General features: G+C 38.4%; 20 protein-coding genes. 8 read left to right on the forward strand and 12 right to left on the reverse strand.

Translation table 11 applies throughout. The annotated features are described in order from the left end of the window. Positions 1–11: 11 nt before the first annotated feature. Genes hemL through recG form a run of 6 tightly spaced genes read left to right on the forward strand, consistent with a single transcriptional unit; the run spans position 12 to position 6,222 of the window. Positions 12–1,298: a glutamate-1-semialdehyde 2,1-aminomutase gene (hemL, locus tag SULBA_RS04495; RefSeq protein WP_014769085.1), complete on the forward strand. Its 1,287-nt coding sequence runs from the start codon at positions 12–14 to the stop codon at positions 1,296–1,298. Further along, positions 1,295–1,588, forward strand: coding sequence for an AtpZ/AtpI family protein (locus SULBA_RS04500; RefSeq protein ID WP_014769086.1), 294 nt, complete (start codon positions 1,295–1,297; stop codon positions 1,586–1,588). The genes hemL and SULBA_RS04500 overlap by 4 nt, the downstream gene beginning before the upstream one ends. After that, a complete protein-coding gene (locus SULBA_RS04505) occupies positions 1,566–2,084 on the forward strand; it encodes a hypothetical protein (protein ID WP_014769087.1) in 519 nt (172 codons plus the stop codon). The genes SULBA_RS04500 and SULBA_RS04505 overlap by 23 nt, the downstream gene beginning before the upstream one ends. Beyond that, complete coding sequence (locus tag SULBA_RS04510) at positions 2,068–3,120, forward strand: dehypoxanthine futalosine cyclase (RefSeq protein WP_014769088.1); 1,053 nt, start codon at positions 2,068–2,070, stop codon at positions 3,118–3,120. The genes SULBA_RS04505 and SULBA_RS04510 overlap by 17 nt, the downstream gene beginning before the upstream one ends. Before the next feature lie 44 nt (positions 3,121–3,164). After that, complete coding sequence (locus SULBA_RS04515; protein ID WP_245391441.1) at positions 3,165–4,415, forward strand: M16 family metallopeptidase; 1,251 nt, start codon at positions 3,165–3,167, stop codon at positions 4,413–4,415. Further along, on the forward strand, positions 4,402–6,222 hold the full coding sequence (gene recG / locus SULBA_RS04520) for an ATP-dependent DNA helicase RecG (RefSeq protein WP_014769090.1): 1,821 nt from the start codon (positions 4,402–4,404) through the stop codon (positions 6,220–6,222). The genes SULBA_RS04515 and recG overlap by 14 nt, the downstream gene beginning before the upstream one ends. A 20-nt stretch (positions 6,223–6,242) precedes the next feature. On the opposite strand, the gene hpf is transcribed toward recG, so the two are convergent. The 6 genes from hpf to fliW form a co-directional block, all read right to left on the reverse strand. Further along, the gene (hpf, locus tag SULBA_RS04525) at positions 6,243–6,758 is read right to left on the reverse strand and encodes a ribosome hibernation-promoting factor, HPF/YfiA family (protein WP_014769091.1); all 516 of its coding nucleotides are present in this window, start codon (positions 6,756–6,758) and stop codon (positions 6,243–6,245) included. Between the two features lie 92 nt (positions 6,759–6,850). Beyond that, positions 6,851–7,309 (reverse strand): type II secretion system protein, encoded by a 459-nt coding sequence (locus SULBA_RS04530; RefSeq protein WP_014769092.1) that lies wholly within the window; start codon positions 7,307–7,309, stop codon positions 6,851–6,853. Next, positions 7,309–8,208, reverse strand: a complete 900-nt coding sequence (locus SULBA_RS04535) for a type II secretion system protein (RefSeq protein WP_014769093.1) — start codon at positions 8,206–8,208, stop codon at positions 7,309–7,311. The genes SULBA_RS04530 and SULBA_RS04535 overlap by 1 nt, the downstream gene beginning before the upstream one ends. Beyond that, entirely contained in the window at positions 8,202–8,879 is a 678-nt protein-coding gene (locus SULBA_RS04540; protein WP_014769094.1) for a hypothetical protein, read from the reverse strand. Before SULBA_RS04540 ends, SULBA_RS04535 begins: the two co-directional genes overlap by 7 nt. A 2-nt stretch (positions 8,880–8,881) precedes the next feature. Next, positions 8,882–13,096, reverse strand: coding sequence for a hypothetical protein (locus SULBA_RS04545; protein WP_014769095.1), 4,215 nt, complete (start codon positions 13,094–13,096; stop codon positions 8,882–8,884). A 56-nt stretch (positions 13,097–13,152) separates the two neighbouring features. Beyond that, positions 13,153–13,539, reverse strand: coding sequence for a flagellar assembly protein FliW (gene fliW, locus SULBA_RS04550; protein WP_014769096.1), 387 nt, complete (start codon positions 13,537–13,539; stop codon positions 13,153–13,155). A gap of 165 nt (positions 13,540–13,704) precedes the next feature. Here fliW and SULBA_RS04555 point away from each other — a divergent pair, with 165 nt between their 5' ends. Further along, complete coding sequence (locus SULBA_RS04555; RefSeq protein ID WP_014769097.1) at positions 13,705–14,352, forward strand: outer membrane protein assembly factor BamD; 648 nt, start codon at positions 13,705–13,707, stop codon at positions 14,350–14,352. A 110-nt stretch (positions 14,353–14,462) separates the two neighbouring features. Next, positions 14,463–16,886: an endopeptidase La gene (gene lon, locus SULBA_RS04560; protein ID WP_014769098.1), complete on the forward strand. Its 2,424-nt coding sequence runs from the start codon at positions 14,463–14,465 to the stop codon at positions 16,884–16,886. Between the two features lie 46 nt (positions 16,887–16,932). On the opposite strand, the gene rpsR is transcribed toward lon, so the two are convergent. From rpsR to SULBA_RS04590, 6 genes are all read right to left on the reverse strand, one after another. Continuing rightward, positions 16,933–17,199, reverse strand: a complete 267-nt coding sequence (rpsR, locus tag SULBA_RS04565) for a 30S ribosomal protein S18 (protein ID WP_012856656.1) — start codon at positions 17,197–17,199, stop codon at positions 16,933–16,935. Positions 17,200–17,252: 53 nt separating this feature from the next. Further along, entirely contained in the window at positions 17,253–17,753 is a 501-nt protein-coding gene (locus tag SULBA_RS04570) for a single-stranded DNA-binding protein (protein ID WP_014769099.1), read from the reverse strand. A gap of 13 nt (positions 17,754–17,766) precedes the next feature. Then, positions 17,767–18,171 carry a 30S ribosomal protein S6 gene (gene rpsF, locus SULBA_RS04575; RefSeq protein WP_014769100.1) on the reverse strand — a complete coding sequence of 135 codons (405 nt, stop codon included), beginning with the start codon at positions 18,169–18,171 and terminating at the stop codon, positions 17,767–17,769. 73 nt (positions 18,172–18,244) lie between these two features. Further along, complete coding sequence (gene holA / locus SULBA_RS04580; protein ID WP_014769101.1) at positions 18,245–19,231, reverse strand: DNA polymerase III subunit delta; 987 nt, start codon at positions 19,229–19,231, stop codon at positions 18,245–18,247. Then, the gene (locus SULBA_RS04585) at positions 19,224–21,170 is read right to left on the reverse strand and encodes an RNB domain-containing ribonuclease (RefSeq protein WP_014769102.1); all 1,947 of its coding nucleotides are present in this window, start codon (positions 21,168–21,170) and stop codon (positions 19,224–19,226) included. The genes holA and SULBA_RS04585 overlap by 8 nt, the downstream gene beginning before the upstream one ends. Next, entirely contained in the window at positions 21,167–21,979 is an 813-nt protein-coding gene (locus SULBA_RS04590; protein ID WP_014769103.1) for an HDOD domain-containing protein, read from the reverse strand. The genes SULBA_RS04585 and SULBA_RS04590 overlap by 4 nt, the downstream gene beginning before the upstream one ends. Between the last annotated feature and the right edge of the window lie 128 nt (positions 21,980–22,107).

Consider the following 22,107-nt stretch of genomic DNA (forward strand, 5'->3'; position numbering starts at 1 on the left):
GAGGATAGAAAATGCAGTATGACAAAAGTATAAAAGCCTACGAAAAAGCACGAAATGTCATTCCAGGAGGCGTTGATTCACCTGTCCGTGCGTTTAAAAGCGTGGGTGGAACGCCTTTGTTTATTAAAAAAGGTAAAGGTGCGTATCTGGTCGATGTCGATGGCAATGCGTATGTGGATTTTGTGCAAAGTTGGGGACCTCTTATCTTTGGGCATACCAACAAAGTGATTGAAAAAGCAGTGATTAAAGCGGTTAAAAAGGGTCTTAGTTTTGGTGCACCTACCAAATCTGAAACGAAATTAGCAGGTATCATTTGTGGCTTGTATGCATGCATCGATAAAGTACGTTTTGTTAGCAGTGGAACCGAAGCGGTGATGAGTGCGATTCGTCTTGCGCGAGGCTTTACATGTAAAGATGATATTGTAAAATTTGAGGGATGCTATCATGGGCATAGTGACTCTTTACTGGTTCAAGCAGGCAGTGGTGCGGTGACGTTTGGAAACCCAAGTTCTCCAGGGGTTCCCTCGGATGTGACCAAGCATACTCTCCTTGCAAAATACAATGATATTGAGAGTGTCAAAAAATGTTTTGAAAGTTCTTCCAATATTGCGTGTGTCATCATTGAGCCTATTGCTGGAAATATGGGTTTTGTTCCAGCAGACGCTGCCTTTTTGGAAGAACTACGTAGCGTGTGTGATGAACACGGTGCGCTTTTGATTTTTGATGAAGTCATGAGTGGCTTTAGAGCTTCTTTAAAAGGTGCACAAGGGGTCTATAAAACCGTTCCTGATTTGGTCACGTTTGGTAAGGTGATTGGTGGGGGTATGCCTGTGGGTGCCTTTGGTGGACGTGTTGAAATTATGGATAAACTCTCTCCTGATGGTCCTGTGTATCAAGCAGGAACGCTGAGTGGAAACCCTGTCGCAATGGCAGCGGGGCTTGCTTCTTTAGAACAAATTTTAGAGGATGAAGAGTTATACGTAAGGTTAGAGAAAAAAGCGAAACGATTGGTTAAGGGTTTGAGTGAAGAAGCCCAAAAAGCAGGCATTGCACTTCAAGTGGACTCCATTGGTTCGATGTTTGGCTTTTTCTTTAATGATGCGCCTGTGAAAAATTTTGAGGATGCCTTAAGATCTGACACCAAACGCTTTGCAGCCTTTCACCAAGGAATGCTTCAAGAAGGGTTTTACTTTGCATGTTCACAGTTTGAGACAGGTTTTATTTGTGATGCTATGGACGATGAAATGATCGATGAATGCCTTGAAGCAGCTGCTAAAGTCTTTAAAGAGATGGCATGAGTGAAAAACCAAAATACGGTAAATTAATCGAAGGAGCAGATAATCTCTCCTTAGGTGTTTCTATGGTCGTTGCCATTTTAATGGGGATTGGCTTAGGATGGTTAATGCGTGATTGGTTTGGGTATGAATGGCTCTTTTGGCTAGGCGTTTTTTGGGGTGTGGGTGGTGCGATTTTAAACATCTACAAAGCGTATAAAAAAAATGTCCAATCTTTTGATGAATTAAAAGAGGATGTGCGTTATAAAAAATACCAAAAGCAAACAAAGAATGATGAAACAAACCGCCCTTAAGCTTTTACGTGTTTATCTTTTAGGAGATGTTGGGGTTGTCGTGCTTTCCCTTTTTATGGGAGGAGATTGGTTACTCAATAGCCAATTAGCCTTTGTGTGTTCGCTCATCATTACTTTTGCCTCCTTTTATTCGTATCAAAAAATGGTTCAAAATTCTCTTGATACAGGGGATATTCCAAAAGATAGGTTTGAGCATTTGTATCACGAAGAAGATGACGATAGGGACGATGAAGAGGATGAACAAAGTCCAGAAGAGCACACAAAAGCCCCATCGAATATCAAGATAAGTTTTAAAAATTTTGCACGCAGCTATAAGAGTGCCTTTTCGCTTTATCGTATGATGGGGTATGGTTTTTTATTTTTAGTGGTTCTTTTTTTAATACGCCATAACGCTTTAGACGCCATTGCCTTTTTTACAGGGCTGAGTCTGGTTCCTCTAAGTAGTTTTATGGGTGCAGTAATGGGGAAAAAGGGTGAAAATGAAACGAATAAGTAATGAAGAAGCATTGCATCTCATTCGTGAGGTGGATTTGAATACTTTAGGGAAAATGGCGTATGAGCGTAAGATGGAACTTCATCCTGAAAACATTACGACGTTTGTGGTGGATAGAAACATTAACTACACCAATGTGTGTTGGGTGGATTGTAAATTTTGTGCCTTTTACCGTCATGCAAACGATGAAAACGAGGCATATGTGCTCTCTTACGAAGAGATTGGTGCGAAAATAGAAGAACTTTTGGCGATTGGTGGAACGCAAATTTTATTTCAAGGTGGAGTGCATCCTAAGCTAAAAATTGAGTGGTATGAGGATTTGGTGGCGTGGATTAGTACCAATTATCCTACGGTTACGATTCATGGCTTTTCTTCTATTGAGATTGACTACATTGCTAAAATTTCTAAAATCAGTTATAAAGAAGTTCTCGTGCGCCTTCAAAAAAAAGGACTCTTTAGCATTCCTGGTGCAGGCGCTGAGATACTAAGCGATAGGGTGCGAGATATTATTGCGCCTAAAAAATTGAGCAGTCAAGCATGGCTTGATGTGCATAAAGCCGCACATCAAATCGGGATGAAATCCACCGCTACCATGATGTTTGGAACCGTGGAGAGTGATGAAGAAATTGTAGCGCATTGGGAAAAAATTCGTACTCTTCAAGACGAGACAGAGGGCTTTCGGGCGTTTATTATGTGGAGTTTTCAAAGTGCCTTTACAAAGCTTAAAGAAGAGCACCCTGAGATTAAAAAACAATCCGCCAATCGCTACTTAAGGCTTTTAGCGGTGAGCCGTTTGTACTTAGATAACTTTAAAAACATTCAAAGTTCATGGGTGACACAAGGCAGTTACATTGGGCAGTTAGCCCTACTGTTTGGTGCCAATGATTTGGGCAGTACGATGATGGAAGAAAATGTGGTAAAAGCTGCAGGTGCAGCCAATTCAATGAATCAAGCGGAGATGATTACGCTCATCAAGGATATAGGTTCTCTTCCTGCCAAAAGAGATACTGCCTACACCATTTTGGAGAGGTTCGCATGAAACATTTATGGTTAGTGATAATGATTTTTTTACAAGGAGTAGGTGTGGCACAAGAAGTAAGTCAAATAAATGTGAGGGGTGTGAATATCCCTGTGGTGTTTGAAAAAGAGAGCTCCTTACCTTTGGTTTCAGTACAATTGGTCGTGAAAAATGCCGGCAGTATGGAAGATGGCAGCAACGCTGGTATTGCAAAGTTTACAGCAGGCATGTTGGGCGAGGGAACCAAAGAGATGGGCGCAACTGCTTTTGCAGAAGCGTTGGAGTTTCGAGCTATTTCCTTAGGAGCGCATGCGGGTGTTGAAACGCTTGTTTTTGAAGTCTCAGCCTTAAAAGAGCAATTTTCTTATGGTGTTGAGATGCTGCATAAATTAATGAAAAGCCCCAATTTTTCAAAAGAGAGTTTTGAAAAAATCAAGCGTCTGACCCTAGGAATGCTCTCAAGCAAAGAGAGCGATTTTGATTACATCGCAAACCTCAATCTTCAAAAGCTTATTTTTGAAAACACCCCTTTTGCACACGCTTACAGCGGTGATGCAAAAAGCATTAAAGCCTTAAAACTCAAAGATGTGGAGCATTTTTACAAAGAGCGTTTGAATTTGGAAAACTTGATTATTGTTGCAGGGGGCGATATTGAGCTTGAGGAGTTAAAAAAACTTTTGATGCCATTGCTTTTAGACATGAGCCATGGAAAAGTTAAAAACCTACCGTATTTTGATGCCAATAAAAATGCAAAAGAGCTTATCATTGATAAAGAGAGCGAACAAGCCTATATCTATTTTGGAGCACCTTTTTATATGAAAAGTGGCGATGTTGAGGCGTATAAAGCCAAAGTGGCAAGTTTTATTTTAGGAGAGAGCGGTTTTGGAAGCCGTTTGATGGAAGAGATTCGTGTGAAGAGGGGACTGGCGTATTCTAGTTACAGCAGAACGTCCATTGGAAAATCGCACAGCAGTTTTACAGGGCATCTTCAAACTAAAAATGAGAATTTAGACGAAGCAAAAAAAATTGTAGCCGCTGAAATTAAGCGTTTCGTGGAAGAGGGCGTGAGTGCTGAAGAGTTAGCCCAAGCCAAACGCTTTTTATTAGGTAGCGAGCCTTTGCGTAATGAAACACTCTCCCAAAGACTCTCTCGTGCCTTTTTTGAGTATTACAATGGGTATGAGCTAGGACATTCTAAAAAACAGCTTGAGAAAATTGAAGCGCTAAGCCTTGAAGAACTCAATCAATTTATTAAAAAACACGACGAAATCACCGCTCTTAGCTTTTCCATAGTGACAAAGCGTGATAAAAAGTGAAGGTGACACGGTAGAAGCGGAGCGTTTAAACAAGCTAGGGGTTGAAACCCTGCTTGATTTAGCGCTGCTTTTGCCCCATTCGTATGACAATACCTACCTTTCCTCTGTGCCGCTTTTGGAGCAGAATAATACCTTACATGTAACGATACTTTCCATCAAACAAAGCCCCAAAGTGTTGCAGATGCTTCTTTTTTGCGAGGCATGGAATATGCAATTTGATGGGGTGATTTTTGCGCCAAAACCCTATCAAAAAGCGCTTTTTAAACAAGGTGTTGAAGCTTATATAAGCGGAAAAATAAGCTATAAAAATGGGCGTTTACAGATGCTCCAACCCCGCAATATTACACAGATTAACCAACTCATTCCAAAGTACAAAACTCCGCTTCAAAATAAAACCGTTTTAGAGCTGATGAAACGCCATCTAAGCCTTGAATCTCTCTTAAACGAGGGCTTACATGTAAACGAAGCGAAGAGTCTTTTAAGCTTGCATTTTCCTACTCCAAAAGAGGTGAGTTCCTTTGAAAAAGAGGGATATTCACCTCAGATACAAAAGTGTTTAAAATTTGCAGAGATTTACAATTACCTCAAAAAACTCTCACGCAAAAAAGTGAGCTTTCCTTCGTGTGCGAAGCTTGATGGTGATGAAACGCCTTTTATCGCCTCGCTTCCTTTTTCTCTTACCCAAGACCAGCAAAAAGTTATTGGTGAAATTAAACATGATTTTTTGGGTGAAAATGCCACAAAACGTGTGGTGATGGGCGATGTTGGATGCGGAAAAACCATGGTGATTTTAAGTTCTGTGATGATGGCATACCCTAAAAAAGCAGTGCTTATGGCTCCTACAACGGTTTTAGCACGTCAGCTTTTTGAAGAAGCGCAGAAATTTTTGCCTTTACATGTAAAGACGATTTTAGTGACGCAAGAAACAGATGTTAAAGAAGATTTGGAGGCGTTTGATTTTATGATTGGAACTCATGCTTTGTTGTATAAAGAGCTTCCTCAATGTGCACTTGTGATGGTGGATGAACAGCACCGTTTTGGCACCAAACAACGCTCATTGCTTGCAACATTGGTCTCTAAAAAAGCATGGCATCCGCATTATATTCAGTTCTCAGCCACACCGATTCCTAGGACACTCAGCATGATTCAATCGTCATTGGTTGATTTTTCCTTTATTAAAATGCTTCCTTTTCCAAAAGACATTACCACAACAGTAATTGCTAAGCAGGATTTTAAAGCGCTGATTGGGCATATACAAGATGAAATTGCAAAAAAGCATCAGTGCATTATTGTCTACCCGTTGGTAGAGGAGAGTGAGGTCATCAACTACCAATCCATCGAAGAGGGACGTGGTTTTTGGGAAAAGCATTTTGAGGGTGTTTATGTCACGTACGGTAAAGATAAAAACAAAGAGGCAATTTTAGATACTTTCAAAGAAAAAGGCAATCTGCTGATTTCTACCACGGTGGTGGAGGTGGGCATTTCACTGCCAAGACTTTCTACGATTGTGATTGTGGGGGCTGAGCGTCTAGGGCTTGCGAGTTTGCATCAACTCAGAGGAAGGGTCAGCCGTAATGGACTGAAGGGTTATTGTTATCTTTACACGAATCTTGCCAAAAGTGAGCGTTTAGAGAAGTTTTCTCAAACATTGGATGGTTTTGAAATTGCAGAGCTTGATTTGGAGTATCGTCAAGGCGGAGATGTGGTAGGTGGTGTGATTCAAAGTGGTAAAAAATTGGTCTGGTTTGATATAAGCAGCGATGAAGCAATATTAAAAGAGGCAAAAAGCAGGGTTGAGGGAACATAAAGTTCCCTCACGACACGTTCCTAATAGAGACCAAAACGTCCGTCTGTTTTTTTATACATGACTCTAAATTTGTCTTCCATGTCATGGAAAACGATAAATTGTTTATCAGATTCTTTAAGTTCATTCATAGCATCTTCCACTTCCATGGGTTTGAAGTAATCAGGACGCATTGGAACGATTTCATCATCACTTCCCTCACTGTTTTCAACCACTTCAAGTGTTTCTTCCACTTTTTTCTGACTGTTAAGTTTGTCGTGGTGACGACGGAGGACTTTTTTCGCTCTCTCAATCGCTAAATCAACCGCAGCATAGACATCTTTGTCTTTTTGTTGGATCACAACGGTATTTTTATGCGCCATGTTAATAGCAAATTCAACACTAAAGCCTTTTTTGCCATTTTTTTCATCTGCTGAGACCACCGTTCGCACAGAGATAATATCCAAATTGTATTTGCCAAGAGCATTAATCGCTCCATCAATATAAGCCTTAATGGGCTCAGTCAAATCAAATTGTTTACCTACGATACTCGTGTTCATCTTATCTCCTTTTCCTGCCCCTAATTTAGGGGTTGATGGAACAAGTATAACAAATGAAACCTTAAAGCAAAAGAGGCTTGTAACGCCTAAATTTAAGGCTTTTGAATCGTACGACGATGCAACCGAATGGGCTCTGTGGAGATGTCGTTTGCGGTAGAAACAATTGTATCAATGATAACGGTGACATTAGAATCCGTAGTCGCAATATCGGTATCACTGAATCTTTGGCAAGGGTTTGGATCATTTGTTAATGGTAACCCCATACCTAGGTAGTAAATGGAGATATTAATATCAAAAAGTGGGGTATTTGCATTGGGAAATTGTGCATTGATCGTATTTAAACAACCATTGCTTGCATTAATTTCATGTCCAGAAATCGCTAGTAGTGCGTATTCAGTAGCACTTTGGACTAACAGTTCGGCTTGTTCTCTCAAATACGTGTCACTTGTTTGCTTTACACTCAAAGAAGAAAAAGAGAGTGCCAAAGCACTTAAGGTTGCAATAAGTACTATAAAAACAATAGCAGTAATAAGTGAAAATCCTCTGCGCATTAGTACACAACCTTCTCTTTACAAATAGCAATGCGATCACCTGTTCCTGTTTCATTGTTGTCATGGATACAGAGCTTTAAACGAATGAGCGTGTCATCTTGTTTAAATTGGAAGAGGCTTACATGTTCGGCAAGTGTTGCAGTACTTCCTAACGCATAATTATTTCTAGCAGCTATCCATGGCTGATAGTTATAATGAAGTGTTAAATTAAAATCGGTTCCTGTGATATTTCCTTCTGGAACAATAGCATAAGCAGAATGGGCTAAAACATAATGTTCATAAATATCATTTGGAACATCTGTAGCATTAATGATTAGTATGTCATCATCAGTGTTGTTCTTTGTTACTCTTAGAGTGGCAACGCCAAGTGTATTAACATTACCATTTCCCCAACCAAAATTTTCAGCATTATAAGGAGTTCTAAAAATAAGAGCCGCTTCTTTCCCCTCCACCGTTAAATTTATATCACCATCGGTTAAGGCACTCATCGTCTCGGATGCAAAGGAGAGATTGCTATCGTGTGTTTTAAGATTTGGTCGTGTTGTATTGCCATCATTTAAGTCTATAAATCCACTCCATCCTGGAGGATTGGATAAAAGGCTTTCATTGCTATAGCTTATCCATTCTATAATCGAATAAGTCGAATCGCTTCCTGCGAGTGCTCTATAACTTCCATCGGCTTTTCGAGCTATGGTGCTATCTTTAATGCGATACTGCAGGCGCTTTGCAATCTGTTCTAACACAATTTCCGTTTTACTTTCTAAGGTGTTAATTGTCCGTGAGCGAAGGTAATTATTGTACAAAGAGAGCACAATATCAGAGCCTATACTGGCTACAATACCTAAAATAACAATGACCATCACCAATTCTATCATCGTAAAGGCTTTTTTGCTTACCATGTTCTTTTCGCTACCTTGCTTTGTCCAATATTAGAGGAAAAAGCGTACATTGAGATGGGATTTTCTAGACCATTGGCGGTTGCACTCACTTTAATCATTTTAATATTGGTTCTGTTTTGCGAAGGATTAGTGGTATTAAATATAAAATCAATTGATTGATTGGTTTCATAATTTCCACTGGATGGACGATCCGATATGTAAAAGACATGTGTAGCTAGCGTGACATTGAAAATAAAATCATCGAGGTTCGTTATATTTTTTGTTTCGGGAGTTATCCCATCAAAATCATCAATGTCTAAAGGAATACCAACCGTACCAAAATCTATTTTAGTGGTAGATTCATTGACATCATCCCTAAAGCGTCTTCTTCCATCGGCTAGCACATGTCCCTTTCGTCGTAAGCCACTTCTATTAAAATCAGCATCGGTAACATTGGAATTAGGAATGTCTAAAAACCTTTCCATATTGGACTCACTATCGTAGGTGTTTTCATCCCAAGGGTACGCCATAATATAGGATAATTTTGTTTTAAGAGATAAAATGACTTCTTGACGTAAGGCAAAGCTATTGCTATTTTGAACCTGTGTCAAAATCAGTGGTAAACTCATCACGGCAATGCCCATGATGACAATAGCAAAAACAAGTTCTATCATAGCCATTGCTTTTTTCATACTTACCAGTTCATCTTTCTGTGGCTTCGTGTTATGTTTTGATCGTTTGTAACAGCACCTTCTTTATGAGACGAGGCATTTCTATCCACACTTCCTGAACCTGCCCAATCGCCACTTTTTATAAATTCAACCATGAAATCATTGCTTGAGGCATTAGGGTTATAAGGGTTATGCAAAAGCCAAGAAGAGGGTTGCATTTGGATACGGTCGGTATACGGGGCATTATTATTGCTCAGTTGATGTGTTGTGTCTTTTCCACTGGTAATCGTGCTGGTTGTTGAATTTGAAATGCTTGTTGCTTTTGTTCCTGTTGTAGCAGACGTAAACATGCTAACATTTCCATCTGTCGTTACATGTAAAGGATTTTGATACCAACGAATGGACGTTGGGCTTTGTTGTGTTAAATTGAAATTTCCGCAATTTTGCGTACAATAGACTTCATAACGAATGGTTGTTGGAATTGGGCTGCTCTTAGTATAATCAGTTGAGTAGACCCGACCATAGTAAAAAGTGGCGTTTTGGTCAGTACTTCGGTTAAAGTCAGAGCCACTTGTTCCGTTAGTATCGACAACACTGGTAATATTAAAATCATTTTTTGCTACGCGAAAAGGCTCATCAGGGCTTGAAATATTTCTATCAAAATTAAACAACATCTCTAAGTTTGATGCAATTCCATTGGTAAAATTACCTTCTCTTGTGCTAAATGTTGCCCTTGCTGTCGTAGCATTATTTTCTAATTTAGACGTTGTGGTGTCTTTTTGAAAATAGCGAATACGATTGCGTTTATCTTGCGTGCTACCATTGAGCTGAATGGTGTAATTAATATCTTCCGCAAAACAATCAGCTGTGTAGTTGCTCGCTGTTGTATTGTCTTCTAAGAGAGCAGTGGTTGTTAGAAAAAGTTTTGCACTCATATTTCCATCATTAGAGAGATAGGTAAAGGTAGTGTTGAAATTTTGTAAGGCTAATTCGTTTGTGAATTTTTTTGGGCTAAAGGTGAAAGGTTGGGTATTTTTAATGACACATCCAACTTTACCTGAACCATTTGGAACGGTTGTCGCATTGTTCTCTATACAATCTTTATTGTCGTTTTGATCGATGGCTGTCCACTCATTGTCTACGATGGTGACATTAACATCTCCAATATTATTGTAGGTAAAGGTAGAATGTGTTGCCGTGCCATTGATAAATGAGAGGACCATGCGTGTACTGTTTGCATCAAGAGCGCATCCTGTGGGGATATTTAAATCAATGGTTGCATTTTTATCGGTTGATGTGGTCGTAATGCTTTGGTTGTAATTTGTTGTTACATTTAAATCCGCCTTTAACGCTTTGGCTGTCAAGGTATACGCTTTGCCACCAATAAGATGATTATTGTTGGTACTTAATGAATACGTTGCAGGACGAATGGCAAAGCTATCACGAGAGCAGATATACTTTGTTGCATTGTTTTCAGTGTATGCCATTTTAAATGCAACCGATGGATATGCCGTAGAAAAATTAAAGGTTTCAATTTTTTTATCTTCATTGGCAAATCTGACCGTATGTGGAGATGTCAAAGAGGTGGCATTATTGCATTTAATTTGTTTTGCTTCTTCTGTCTCTGAAGCAAGGTAATGGGGTGTCGTAATTAACGTTACATTCACATCACCCGTATAAGCTTTTAATGTTGTCTTGTCAGATTCGAGGGCTAAGATAGAAACATTAAAGTTTTGCCCTGCTATTTGTGTGTAAAGTGCATTATCGCTGCTGGTACTCACTTTAGAATTGGTGCTACCTGAGAAGTTTTGATTGACAGCATTAAAAATACCCAGAGGGGCTTGTACGACAAGAGAGGTGTTAAAGTCACTGCATATACCAATATTGACAGGGGATTCATCGCCAATGCGAAGCCCCATGCCTGAATTTTCATAAGAAACTTTGTAGATGTTTGCAATCGTAATATCGCCTGATTGCAGTAATTTTGTTTTATAGGAGATATAGACTTTATTTTCGGGGTCATTGTCTGTATTCGGGCGTAGATAGCCACCATCTGTACCACTAGCACCTACACCAACACGCCATGTTGACGTGTTGGTCTCTGCAATGTATGTTGCTGTATCATCTAGGGGCGCATCGGTTTTTACTTCGTAGAGAGTTTGTCCTATATTTTTAATGGCTGTAGATTCACGTTGGTATTCAAGATTTTCTTTATCGTGCTCTACGGTAATTTCAACTTTTTGCGCTGTTTCTAAGTTACCATCACTGGCATCTTTTTTCATATTGGCTATCCACGATTTAACCAAAATCACATCATCTTTATTGGCTTTGGTAATGGTTTCATTGCCATCGGCATTGTAATACGCTTCTGCATAACAGACCCGAGGTTCATAGAGTTCTGTGGTAAACGCAACCATACTAGGAAAATAAGTATCTTGATCGGAAGTCAGGGTAATGGAAGCGCTAGTGGCTCCATTACCAATAATTTGTGGATGCGAGGTATCGCCATCTTTTCCAATGTTATGGTTTTGAATGTCAATGCCTTGAGTATTACTGTAACTAGGATTTGCAGTAAATCCGTTAATGGTTGAATAAAAGGCATTGGTGTTATTAATAGCTACATTATTGACATAGAGCTGATCTCCATCAATATTTTTATCGCCTTCTCCTACAAATAAGGAGATCGTTGATTTCACATCACCGCTGGTTGGGGTTAAAAAGCCTGAGGGGACAATGGTGACATTGTTATGGCCATCTTCTTTTGCAACGTATTTATACCCATCAAAAACAGAGATATTTTTGAGTGTTTCACTGGTATCTTCATAGACAACCACTAAAACCCATGCGCCAAAATTACCTAAACCACTACCACTAGACCACCAATATGAATTATCATCATCCCCTTCATACGCTTTAATATTAGCGCCTGTCACCCAACCATTAATTTCTGAGCCTTTTTTTCCTATTAAGCTTGAAATCGGTGCATAGGTATTATAGGTATACCCATAGGTTGTATATCCTGAAGTATTTGGATAAATATCAATCACCTCAGGTTTAGATGCTAGAGTCCCTAGTGATGGAAGGGTGATATAGCTTGCTTCTTGTAAAATAGTATTGATAGTGTTGGTATTGGTCACAGACTTTAAATACCCTTGCGTGTAAAGCCCAGCCCATTTGATGGTTGCTGAGGTAGGAATGCTAAGTTGGGCTTGTGAAGAGTTATTAAAGGTACGTTGAATTCCATCAACATCAATGTATTGTAGATTTAATTGAGCATTGCTTGAGTTTCCTGTGTAATTAATACATTGCCCGCTATTATTTTTCACGCACAAAACCGTGTTTCCAATAACTTTCATGTTACCTTTAATATTGCGTGTGGTAATTGGATTGCGAAGTAGAAATTCTCTTTCTCCCGTATGAAGGGTTGCTTTATCGCATCCTGGAATAAGTGCTGAATTGATAGCCGAAGCATCAAAATAGACTGTGCCATTGAGCATAATTGAAGAAGACGTAATCGCACCGTGGATAACACCTGCTCCATTAATAGTCGCACTACCAGAGGTATAAATGATAGCATTTACAGAAGAATTAATTGCAGCTGTCCCTGATGCTAGAATAACGATTTTATCATTTGCCCCGTTGGTATTGGTTTTTGCATTCGCATTGAAAGTTATATTACCATTACTAATAACCGTGAGGCTTCCTGAATTGATATTAATAATTCCATCAAAAATAAAATTTTGTGCATAAATAGTAACATTTCCATTGATATTTAAAATACCTGTAGAATTTAATGTAAAATCTCCCATAACATTATTTCGTTTAACATTGAAATATATCTCACCATTTAAATTTAACGTTCCACTAATGTTAGCGCTTCTAACCGATGTATCCGCACTATACGATTGTACGTTACCAGAATTTATGGTTAAATGTGATGTACTACCAGCTGAAGGAGAGGAAGGTAATGTCATCGTAGAAGCTCTACTGGTTGCTATACATGTAGCTGTTCCCCCTTGGCATATCTTTGTGACACCTGTTATGGTTCCAACAGAGAGTTTATTCAAATTGTATTCAGTGTTGTACAAGAGTGCTGAACCATTAGCATTAAGATTGCCGCTGGTGGTAGAGACAGCATTACTAAAAACATTTTGGCACAAAGGGTCTGCCCCATACAATGAAGAGTAGCCAAAGATAGCTATCGTGAAGAAAAAGAGCATTCTTAAATAGTTTTTCATTGTTTATTCCTCAATTTGCATGTTTAATACAGCGTTACATGTAAAAATTAAAAAGCTTACGCCTTATTTAAATAGCGTGAAATACTTTCCATTAACCCAAAGTGTGGGTATTGGTTGGCATCAAGGATGACTTGTGCGACACTTTTGTTGTCCACATTAAAGACCAGTGGGGCGATAAAATTAATGGTTGATGTTTCAATAGGGGTGGCAATAATCATGATGTTAAGAATAAGCACATTGGACGTTTCATTAATCTCTAAAAGTGTTCGAAAATACTCAGGAATTTCAAATTCATAGGGGCGAAGCATCAATGGATTGATTAAGGTAAAGGTTGTTGTGTCTGATTTTGAAATGAATTTAAGAAAAAATTCATCAATTTTCTCAAGTTCAACTTCTTGGATGGCTTCAAATCCTGGGATGGGTGCTTTAACAGAAAAAATCATACGCAATTCCTTTAAACAATATTTGCATTTCATTGTAGCATGTTGTCAATTAAATGTCTCAAAACAGAGGGAAAAAATAGGGCAAAGTGATAAAAGAAACGCTTTAATTTTAAGATAACAAAAAAGAAGATACAATATTTCTTTTCAACATAAAGGATAGCAGGTATGAAGATAGCAAATGTTCTTATTGCAACCTCATTAGTAGCGTTTATGAGTGGTTGTGCTTCTAAAGACAAAGAAGTGTTTAATATGCCAGCGATCTACTGGTATGAGCAAATAGCCAAAGAAATTAAGAGTCAAGATTTGGAAAAAGCAGATTCGATGTATACCTCTTTAGCGAGTGAACATGTAGAATCACCTCTTTTGCCTGAAGCCATGCTTATGTTAGCCAATGCACATTCCCAAGATGAAGAGTATATTCTTGCAAATTTTTACCTCGATGAATATTTAAGACGTTATGGCAATAAAGAAAATGCTGATCATGTACGCTACATGAAAATTAAAGCAAACTACGAGGCATTTCCCAATCCCAATCGCAATCAGCAATTATTGTTAGATACAATTACGCAAACCAAAGAGTTTTTAGTACGGTATCCAAATTCAAAATTTGCGCCTTTAGCACAGAGCATATTGGTTCGCTTACAAATGGGTGAATACTTTTTAAATGAAAATATTCATTCGCTTTATACCCGTATTGATAAGCCTGAAGTGGCAAAAATTTATGAAGAAAAACTGAATACTTCTTCGGTCAAAGAAGCAAAAATTGTTGAGCCTACCATACCTTGGTATCGTTCATGGTTTGAAAAGCAGTAAGCATACAATTTTATTTTCTTCTTTACTATAAAATCTAACCCTTGCATAAGAGCCTAGCTCTTATGCGCTTACATGTAAAATAATTAAATAATACTATAACGGAGACAAAGATGAAATTAAGTGATTACACGGCATTTCCTACAGATATTCCTATTATTGTGGAAGATAATCTTTTTTTATATCCTTTTATGATTTCCCCTCTTTTTTTAGCCGATGAAGAAAATATTAAAGCTGCCAATGAAGCATTAGATCATAACTCTTTAGTGATGGTTTGTACCGCAAAAGTAGGGGATGAGCACAGACGTGATTTTAATGCCATCTATCCTGCAGGTGTCATTGGCTCTATCATGCGCAAAGTTGATTTGCCCGATGGACGGGTAAAAATATTGTTTCAAGGTATGCAAAAAGGAACGATTTTAAAAGAACTCTCAACAGCGCCTCTTCGTGCAAAGGTTGATGTGCTTCGTACCCAACCAGCCGATGCCATTAAAATTGAGGCAACGCTTTCAGTGCTGAGAGAAAAAGTAACGCTTTTAGGCTCTTTGGGTGGGCAATTTCCTCCTGATTTAATTAAAACCATTGAAGAGAACAATGATGTACATCGTATTTGTGATCTTGTTGCAAGCAGCATGCGCTTAAAAAAAGAGCAAGCATTTTCTTTGTTTACTGAAACCAATGATGAAGCGCATTTATTAAAGTTGATTGATTATGTGATTGAAGAGATTGAATCAAGTAGGCTTAAAAAAGAGATTAAAACCAAAGTACATTCACAAATTGAAAAGGTGAATAAAGAGTATTTTTTAAAAGAACAACTCAAACAGATTCAAAAAGAGCTAGGAACAGATAACCAGCGAGAAGAAGAGATTGAAGAGTACCGTAAAAAGCTTGAAGCAAAAAAAGATCATATGGAAGAAGATGCCTATAAAGAGATTAAAAAACAAATCGATAAGCTCTCACGTATGCACCCAGATTCTGCTGATGCTAATTTGATTCAGAGCTATTTGGATTGGGTGATTGAGATTCCTTACGGTAAGCTCTCAAAAAAAGCCCTTGATGTTTTAGAGGTAAAATCCCAACTAGACAAAGATCACTATTCACTTGAAAAACCCAAAGAGCGCATTGAAGAGTATTTTGCGGTGCGCGAACTTTTAGATAAGCGTGGTATTGGTGAAAAAGCTGCCAATGGGGCTATTTTGTGTTTTTCAGGCCCTCCAGGGGTTGGTAAAACCTCTTTAGCAAACTCTATTGCCAAAGCTTTGAAACGTAAGCTTGTCCGTATCGCCTTAGGTGGTTTAGAAGATGTGAATGAATTAAGAGGGCATAGACGTACCTACATAGGTGCCATGCCAGGACGCATTGTGCAAGGCATCATTGAAGCAGGAGAGATGAATCCTGTGGTCGTACTTGATGAAATCGATAAAGTCGCTCGTAGTTTTAGAGGTGACCCAACAGCGGTACTTTTAGAAGTGTTAGACCCTGAGCAAAATAACAAATTTAGAGATTATTATCTTAATTTCAACATTGATTTGAGCAAGGTTATTTTTATTGCAACGGCAAATGAAGTGGGCTCCATACCTGCACCGCTTCGAGATAGAATGGAGTTTATTTTCGTCAGTTCCTATACGCCACAAGAGAAGTATGAGATAGCAAAAAAATATTTGATTCCTCAAGAATTGAAAAAACACGGTTTGAAAAACAGTGAAGTTTCTATTTCGAAACCGACATTGCAATTGATTATTTCAAACTATACCAGAGAGTCAGGTGTTCGAAATTTACGTCGTAGGATTGCCGATATTTTACGAAAAGTAGCAAAACAACTCTTAATGGATACCTCCTTAGAAAAGCTCAATATCAGCAATACAAATCTTAAAGAGTACTTACCAAAGACGGTTTTTGAGATTGATGAAGTTGATAAAGAGAACAGTGTGGGCATCGTTAATGGACTGGCATGGACAAGTGTTGGTGGTGATGTTCTCAAAGTTGAAGCGATTCGTATTCAAGGTAAAGGGGGCATTCAAATTACAGGTTCTTTGGGTGATGTTATGAAAGAGTCTGCCAAAATTGCTTTGAGCGTTGTTAAAGTCTTGATTGATAATCAAAAAATCAATGTGCCACTTTCTATTATTCCTACCACAGGGCTTGATAAAGAAGAGAGTGCTCGAAAAATAGAGCCAAGCGATGTTTACAGACGCTATGATTTGCATATTCACGTACCTGAGGGTGCTACGCCAAAAGACGGTCCTAGTGCGGGTATTACCATGGCAACGGCGATTGCATCAATTCTTTGCAATAAAAAAGTTAAAAGTGACGTGGCTATGACGGGTGAGCTTACCTTAACAGGTAAAGTTTTACCTATTGGCGGATTGAAAGAGAAACTCATTGCAGCGTATAAAGCGAAAATTAAAACAGCATTGATTCCAAAGAAAAACTATGAGAAAGATTTGGATGAGATTCCTGATGAAGTGAAAGAAAAGATGACGATTATTCCTGTTTCAAGAATTGAAGAAGTTTTGGAGTTTGCGTTAGTAAAATAAAAAGAGAGAAGCTAGATGGTAACCCATCTAGCTTTACATGTAAAGACTATTGTTGCAATTGCTCGAAAGGAACCGCTACAACTTTTTGTGTGTCAATGATGTAAGGAATCACTGCCGTCGCACGTGCACGTTTGATTGCTAGTTCTACCATCTCTTGATGTCTTTTGCAGTTACCTGTCAAACGACGTGGCATAATTTTGTATCTCTCTGAAAGGGAGTGTCTCAAAATTTTTGCGTCTTTATAGTCAATGTATTCTACTTTTGCTTCACAGTATTTGCAGTATTTACGTGCAAATTTTCTTTTCTCTGCCATTTTTTATCCTTTACTTATTTTTATAACAACACTTAGACAAGGCCTAATTGTCACTAAAATGGTATTTCATCATCGTTAATATCGATGTCTGGAATGTCATGACCACTGTATTCAGGAGCCGATTGTTTTGGATAGGGTGCTGATTTTTGTTGATTTGGATTGTAGCCTACAGGCGATGAAGTATCCCCATAGCTACCACCCATATCTGAACCACCACTCTCTTGTCCTCCACGTGAATCAATCATTTGAAGGGTTTCTACGGTAATGGAGTGTTTGCTTCGTTTTGCACCACTTTGGTCTGTCCATTGATCGAGTTTTAAACGACCCTCAACCAATACTTTTTTACCACGGCTTAGGTATTGATTGGCAATTTCTGCGGTACGTCCAAAAAACGTAATATCTATAAAACAGACTTCTTCACCTTGACTACCATCTTGTTTTTTAAACTTTCGATTGGTTGCAAGACCTGTTGTGCAAACTGCACCACCATTAGGCAGATACCGAAGTTCACAATCACGTGTGAGGTTGCCAAGCATAACGACTCTATTGAACATAGTGGCTCCTTAATTAGGCTTCAGTGCTAACAGTTTCTTCTACAATCTCTTTAGCTTCAACAACAGGGGCTGGTGCATCACTTTTTTTAGTGATTTTTTCAACTTGCTTGTTCCAAAATCTAAGTTCTTTTTGATTTTCAAATTTTACCGTCATAAAGCGGATAAACTCTTCTGTAATTCTGATAAGTCTTTCAACTTCAGCAATAGCAGCGGTAGGGGCAGTAAAGTAGAATACTACGTAAGTGCCACGTTCAAATTTATCGATTTGATACGCAAGTTTACGTGTTCCCATCTCTAATGTCGCAGTAATAACTGCACCATTTTTCTCTAAAATTTCTTTTAGATAGGTTAGTTTTGCTTGTAGTTCTTCTACAGTTAGTGTAGGTTTTACTACAACAAGCAACTCATAATGTCGCATAATTTCTCCTTCTGGATTTCACCCAAATAGATTCGTATTTGAGTAAGGATTTTTAGAATAGGGCAGGATTATACTATAAATAACTTTGAAGTTTTATTAAGGTTGAAAGAAGATAACTTGCTTTATCCAGGTTGCTTGTTTTTTTAAGACGGTATTCTGCTTCACTTAAGAGGGTTAAAAGAAGCTTGTAGGTGTACACATCAATTTTAATAGAGTGCTGTGAACGCTGTGCCGCAATGTGTGGGGGAAGAGGGTAGCCCAAAATAGCTTTGGCATCAAAACTTCCATGCAACTTAATGTAGGCATGAAATAAAAAGAGTTGAACCACATGGGCTTCAATGGCATTAATCATTCGAATTTCTTCCATCCCATCTCCTTCAATGAGACGCTCAAACTCCTCTTTAATATCTTTTTTTTCTAACAGTTTTGTAAGAAAATGTTCCATAGATACATTACCTAAGCCATAAACCAGTGCATCAATATCTTTAATGTGTATCTCTTTATTTAACACTAAGAGCTTCTCACACTCATTGATACACAAGGAGAGCTCTTCCATGTGAATCATGTAGAGATGTTGAAGGGCATAGCGATCAATGTTAAGACCAACCAAACGTGCATGATTTTGTAACAGTTGCATGGCTTCATTAAATTCAGCCTTAAAAAGGCGAACAAAGGCAGCTTGTGTTTTTTTATCAAAGCATTTTGTGAGGGGTGTGGCTTTTTTATCTTCACCAAAATATTGGTAAATAAAATAGCTTGAGTCATTTTTTGCACAGAGCTCAACCAGCGTTTCGAGTTCTTTTGCGGGAATAGTTTTATCACTTTTGATAATTAAAATATTTCGATCACCAAAAAGAGAGGACTGAGAGAGAAAATTTTTAGCGGTGGAAAAATGATACTCATCATAATACATCATCACTTTTTCATCATTGTTTGCTTGAAGCAAAGAGAGAAGTTGTTCACAAAGAGCGTTGTTTTGATAGCTACACGCACCATATAAAAAGGTAGATTTTGGTGTGTTCCCTGTTTTGAGCGTTGCCTCAAACTCTCGTTTATACATCTAAACTCCTGCTAACACGTGCATAAATACGTGCTGTTGCAATGTTGCTTTCAACGATTTTTACTTCAATGCGTTGAAGTAAATGCACATCGCTATCCAGTAAAAAGATACGAGCACCTTTTAGTGTATCATCAAGCTTTGCAATAGGATTTTGCTCCGTTTCCACCACAATGGCTTTGAAATTATCGCCTACATGTAACGCCATATAACGGGCAAATTTACGATCCATATAATCCCACGCAACCTTGTCGCTTTCACGTTCCAATAGGCTTATTTTTTCGCACAGTGGATCAATATCTTTCAGTAAAAAAGCCAGTTTTTTCTCATCGTTTGCCATCTTAGCTTTTAAAAGACGGTGCAAAGTAAGGTCACTGTAACGACGAATTGGAGAGGTAAAATGAGTATACATGTCAAAACCCAAACCAAAATGCCCTTTGTTTTCAGGTTCATAAATGGCTTTTTTTTGACTTTTAATAATCAGTTTATCGACCTCTTCTCGAAGATTCAGTGCATCTGCTTTTTGTTGAATTTCTTGAATCATTTTAGGAAGATCCACACGTAGTTTCACATGAATTCCAATCAGTGCTAAATCGTTTAAAAGAGCTTCCATGCGTTCAAATGAGGGACTTTCATGGGTTCGAAAAATGCCAAAGCCGAGTTTTTTAGCCGCTGCTTTATTGGCAAGAAGCATACAATCTTCAATAAGTCCGTGCGAGGGAGTCTCCTCTTCAATGGTGGTTGCAAGGAGATTTTGCGCTTCATCCACACGCATTCTGACTTCTGAGGAGCGAAATGAAAAGGCATTTTCAAGTCGAATATCTCTTAGCTTTTGTGTGAGTGCATGTAAGGGTAAGAGGTAGGCTAAAATGGTATGATCCGCTGCATCAGCTTCTTCAATATTGCCTTTTAAAAAGAGATCAATGGTTTCATACGTGTAGCGTTTGGCTGAGTGAATAATGCTCTCAAAAAGCTCTTCTTTTAGAGGTTTACATGTAAGCGGATCGAGAGTGATTTTAAAGGTATACGCAAGACGGTCAACATTAGGTTTTAACGAACAGATATTTTCACTTAAGGCACGAGGCAGCATCGGAATGGATTTGTGCGGAAAATAGATGGAAAACCCTCTCTCAACGGCTTCTTTATCAATGTGCCCCATGGGATAAACGTATTCACTAACATCCGCAATAGCAACATATAAAATGTGGTTTTCCACATCAAAATAAATAGCATCGTCAAAATCTTTGGCATCCACAGGATCAATGGTACAAAAAGGAAGATGGCTTAAGTCAACACGCTGTGGGTAGTAACTTTTGTCAACATAATCCCCATGACTTTTTGCTTCTATTTCGGCTTCATTGCTAAAAAACTCTTTTTTATCAAAGAGGGCTAGAGAGATTTTTTCATCGATACGTGCATCATCCAGTGTGCCTAAAACCTCTTCAATGGTGTTGCTAAGATTGTCAATTTTAAGCACCGTGCCTAAGGGAAGTTGTTTGAGTGATTTTTGGCTAGCCGTAATATCAAAAATGGATTCATTTTTGATATTTAACCCAACCACTTTCCCTTTGCTCATTTTGGTATACACAATACTCTTCGCAAACGCTCTGCTTGCAATGTAGACCACAATAGCTTTGGCACGACGGCTTTTTTTATTGGGAATGCGTTTGGCTACAACGACATCACCTCGCATACCTCCATGCAGTCCTGAAGCTTCCACAACAATATCTTTACTTGTAGTTGAAAGAAGAGGCGTAAGATACCCCGTACCACTAAAAGAGACATCTAGCTTTCCTGCAAAATAGTTCTCTTCAAAAACGTAAAGAGCATGTTTTAAAACGATGGCTTTTAGGGCTAAGAGGGCATTAAAATGGGGTAAAAAAACGGAAGGGACATCTTCTTTTGCTATCCCCTCATTAAGGCTTAAAAGGAAATTCTTCACTGCTCAAATTGCTCAATGGTTTCTATAAAAGGTTCTCGTTCTAGGTGGTATTCGTGTAAAAGCATGAGGGCTTTTTCTACAAAATCTTCTCGAAAATGCCCAAAAATATTAATGCTTTGTTTGACAACATTAAGGGCAGCGGCATAGGGTTGAATGGATTCATCTGCAAGGAATGGTTCGTTTGAAAATTTAATAGATTCAACCAGCTCTCCCTCTAAGTTCCATTGTTCAAAAATTTTAGCGGTTACTTCTTCATTTGAAAAACCTACAGACTCTTTCTCTAAAGCAGAGAGTTCCTCAGGTGTTTTAATGTGCATAAGAGCATGTTTAAAAGCACTCTCTTTATTTTGTTCAGCCAGTTCGTGCGCAATAATAATTTTACCTACTTCCATCATGAAAGCTGCAGGTTGGAGAATGTCAAGCATGGACTTGTTGACTTTAGAGTACCATTTAAACATAAAGGTACTTTGTAGGGTACTGATTTCTAAAAAGTCGTTGTTACCAATATTATAGGGATCTAGGTTAATTTTAATATTTTGCTTAATAGCACTTGAGAGCGCAAAGCCACGGACCGTTGCCATTCCAAATAAGGAGACAGCATGTGCAATATTTTTAATTTCCCTGCTAAAGCCATACAGTGGAGAATTTGAAGATTTTAAAATATTAGCCGTAAGCATTGGGTCACTTTCAACCACTTTGACAAGATCATTTAAAGAGCTGTTTTTATCGACACAAATACGTTGGATTTTTAAAACCGTGTCATCAAGAGGCGGAAGTGATTTAATTTTTTTTAAAATGTTTTCATCCATGGTTTTTTCCTACTAATTTGTTATTAGCTCTATTCTATCTCGTGTTGGTTTATAGTTTGCTTTACACTTTTACATGTAACGTTTTTAAGTAACTCTTTTGTACAATGGCGCTATTTCATATTTACATG

Source organism: Sulfurospirillum barnesii SES-3, from assembly GCF_000265295.1.
GTDB lineage: Bacteria > Campylobacterota > Campylobacteria > Campylobacterales > Sulfurospirillaceae > Sulfurospirillum > Sulfurospirillum barnesii.

What these genes read in the sequence shown, in the direction of transcription:
- SULBA_RS04540 (WP_014769094.1), bottom strand. Translation starts at nt 8,879, where the DNA reads ATGAAAAAAGCAATGGCTATGATAGAACTTGTTTTTGCTATTGTCATC.
- SULBA_RS04555 (WP_014769097.1), top strand. Translation starts at nt 13,705, where the DNA reads ATGAAGATAGCAAATGTTCTTATTGCAACCTCATTAGTAGCGTTTATG.
- SULBA_RS04570 (WP_014769099.1), bottom strand. Translation starts at nt 17,753, where the DNA reads ATGTTCAATAGAGTCGTTATGCTTGGCAACCTCACACGTGATTGTGAA.
- SULBA_RS04510 (WP_014769088.1), top strand. Translation starts at nt 2,068, where the DNA reads ATGAAACGAATAAGTAATGAAGAAGCATTGCATCTCATTCGTGAGGTG.
- holA (WP_014769101.1), bottom strand. Translation starts at nt 19,231, where the DNA reads ATGTATAAACGAGAGTTTGAGGCAACGCTCAAAACAGGGAACACACCA.
- lon (WP_014769098.1), top strand. Translation starts at nt 14,463, where the DNA reads ATGAAATTAAGTGATTACACGGCATTTCCTACAGATATTCCTATTATT.
- SULBA_RS04590 (WP_014769103.1), bottom strand. Translation starts at nt 21,979, where the DNA reads ATGGATGAAAACATTTTAAAAAAAATTAAATCACTTCCGCCTCTTGAT.
- rpsR (WP_012856656.1), bottom strand. Translation starts at nt 17,199, where the DNA reads ATGGCAGAGAAAAGAAAATTTGCACGTAAATACTGCAAATACTGTGAA.
- hpf (WP_014769091.1), bottom strand. Translation starts at nt 6,758, where the DNA reads ATGAACACGAGTATCGTAGGTAAACAATTTGATTTGACTGAGCCCATT.
- SULBA_RS04500 (WP_014769086.1), top strand. Translation starts at nt 1,295, where the DNA reads ATGAGTGAAAAACCAAAATACGGTAAATTAATCGAAGGAGCAGATAAT.
- SULBA_RS04505 (WP_014769087.1), top strand. Translation starts at nt 1,566, where the DNA reads ATGATGAAACAAACCGCCCTTAAGCTTTTACGTGTTTATCTTTTAGGA.
- fliW (WP_014769096.1), bottom strand. Translation starts at nt 13,539, where the DNA reads ATGATTTTTTCTGTTAAAGCACCCATCCCAGGATTTGAAGCCATCCAA.
- rpsF (WP_014769100.1), bottom strand. Translation starts at nt 18,171, where the DNA reads ATGCGACATTATGAGTTGCTTGTTGTAGTAAAACCTACACTAACTGTA.
- SULBA_RS04530 (WP_014769092.1), bottom strand. Translation starts at nt 7,309, where the DNA reads ATGCGCAGAGGATTTTCACTTATTACTGCTATTGTTTTTATAGTACTT.
- hemL (WP_014769085.1), top strand. Translation starts at nt 12, where the DNA reads ATGCAGTATGACAAAAGTATAAAAGCCTACGAAAAAGCACGAAATGTC.
- SULBA_RS04545 (WP_014769095.1), bottom strand. Translation starts at nt 13,096, where the DNA reads ATGAAAAACTATTTAAGAATGCTCTTTTTCTTCACGATAGCTATCTTT.
- SULBA_RS04535 (WP_014769093.1), bottom strand. Translation starts at nt 8,208, where the DNA reads ATGGTAAGCAAAAAAGCCTTTACGATGATAGAATTGGTGATGGTCATT.